The following is a 1,885-nucleotide window of genomic DNA, read 5'->3' as shown; positions in this document are numbered from 1 at the left end:
GCTTTCAAAAGCTTTCAAATCGCTGCTTATTTATCGCTTTTTTATCTAATATATTTTCCTTTTTAAGGCATATAACATTTGATTTATAACTATGATTTTGCACATTGTTTTCATTATTGATAAGTTTTATTTGTATTGATTTACATTTTTACGTATGATATTTTGATAAAAGTGATATACTATCATTAGAAATTATGAGGTGATATTAATGTATCGTACGGCTATTGAACAATTAATAGAATGGAAAGCAAATGAAAGAAGAAAACCTCTCATTATTCGTGGAGCACGTCAAGTAGGTAAAACTTGGTTAATGAAAGAATTTGGAGATAGCTCTTATGAAAAAGTTGTTTATGTAAATTTCGATAATAATGAGCAAATGAGAAATTTATTTGAAGGCAGTTTAGAAATAAGTCGGTTGATTACAGGGCTAGAATTATATGCTGGTCATAAGATTGATTCTGATAATACACTATTGATTTTTGATGAAGTACAAGAAGTACCAAAGGCTTTAACTAGTTTAAAGTATTTCAATGAGCAAGCGCCTCAATATCAAATCATATGTGCTAGTAGTCTATTAGGAGTTGCCCTTCATGAAGGTACTTCTTTTCCAGTTGGAAAAGTTGAATTTATGGATCTTTATCCTCTATCTTTTGTTGAATTCATGATAGCTATGAATAAGTCGCAGTACGTTGATCTTTTACAAGATGGTAATTTCGACATAGCAGTTACATTTAAACAAGATTTTATCGATATACTAAAATATTATTATTATGTTGGTGGGATGCCCGAAGCAGTGCAAGCATTTGTAAATAGGCGTGATTTTAATGAAGTACGGGAGATTCAGCAAAATATCTTAACTGCTTATGAACAGGATTTCTCAAAACATGCTCCTAACGAAACAGTGCCTCGCATTCGTATGCTATGGAACAGTATTGCAGCTCAACTTGCAAAAGAAAATAAGAAGTTTATATATGGTTTTATAAAAGAAGGTGCTAGAGCGAAAGAATTCGAGTTAGCCTTACTTTGGCTCACTGATTGTGGACTTGTACATAAAGTCCATCGAGTGTCGGCCCCAAATTTACCTTTGAAAGCTTATGAAGATCTGAAAGCATTTAAATTATTCTTAGTTGACATAGGATTATTATCTTGTATGGTAGGTTTACAACAGAAAGTTCTTTTGGATGGTAACAAGTTATTTAAAGAGTTTAAAGGTGCGTTAACCGAGCAGTATGTATTACAGCAATTGAAAACAATAAAAGGATTGAATGTCTATTATTGGACAGCTGAGCGTGGATTGGCGGAAGTAGATTTCATTATTGACAATGGCAGCAATGTCATTCCGATTGAAGTCAAAGCTGAACAAAATCTTAAGGCTAAGAGCCTTAAAGTATATCAAGAAAAGTATCAGCCTAAAATAGCTGTTCGTACCTCTATGGCGGATTATAAAAAAGAAGAATGGTTGTTGAATTTACCGCTCTGGGCAATATCGAAGATAAAAGATTATTGAGTATAAAAAACAATTATTGAATACTTTTATGATGAGGTAAATTTAAGTGATTTGTGATAAAAAACAATGTGTAGTTGCATATTAAGAGCGTGAACTCAGATGATGGGATTACGCTTTTTTTGTTAAAAGTGAATTTCACTAGTAAATTTAATAACCTTAAATTATCAAGTTATATTTAAATAGTTTTTGAGAATCTTCATAATCAGTTACACTTTAAATTATAGAAAAAATAAGTGAATGGGCTGGAATAGATACTGATAGTTTGTATTTATATATGGCGAAATGTAATAAATTAGTGAAAGTTATATGACTTATATTATAGTTTTAAATAATTACAAACATGATAAAAATGGACTATATGATTATCCTTTTGAAAGC

General features: G+C 30.7%; 1 protein-coding gene. It reads left to right on the top strand.

Features of this window, described 5'->3' with window-relative positions; genetic code table 11:
• Positions 1–208 precede the first annotated feature (208 nt).
• The gene (locus DAHG_RS00010) at positions 209–1,507 is read left to right on the top strand and encodes an ATP-binding protein (RefSeq protein WP_022936289.1); all 1,299 of its coding nucleotides are present in this window, start codon (positions 209–211) and stop codon (positions 1,505–1,507) included.
• Positions 1,508–1,885: the final 378 nt, after the last annotated feature.

Source organism: Dielma fastidiosa (genome assembly GCF_000313565.1).
In the GTDB taxonomy this organism is placed as follows: domain Bacteria; phylum Bacillota_I; class Bacilli_A; order Erysipelotrichales; family Erysipelotrichaceae; genus Dielma; species Dielma fastidiosa.
This window is presented reverse-complemented; position numbering and strand designations above follow the sequence as displayed.

What these genes read in the sequence shown, in the direction of transcription:
- DAHG_RS00010 (WP_022936289.1), top strand. Translation starts at nt 209, where the DNA reads ATGTATCGTACGGCTATTGAACAATTAATAGAATGGAAAGCAAATGAA.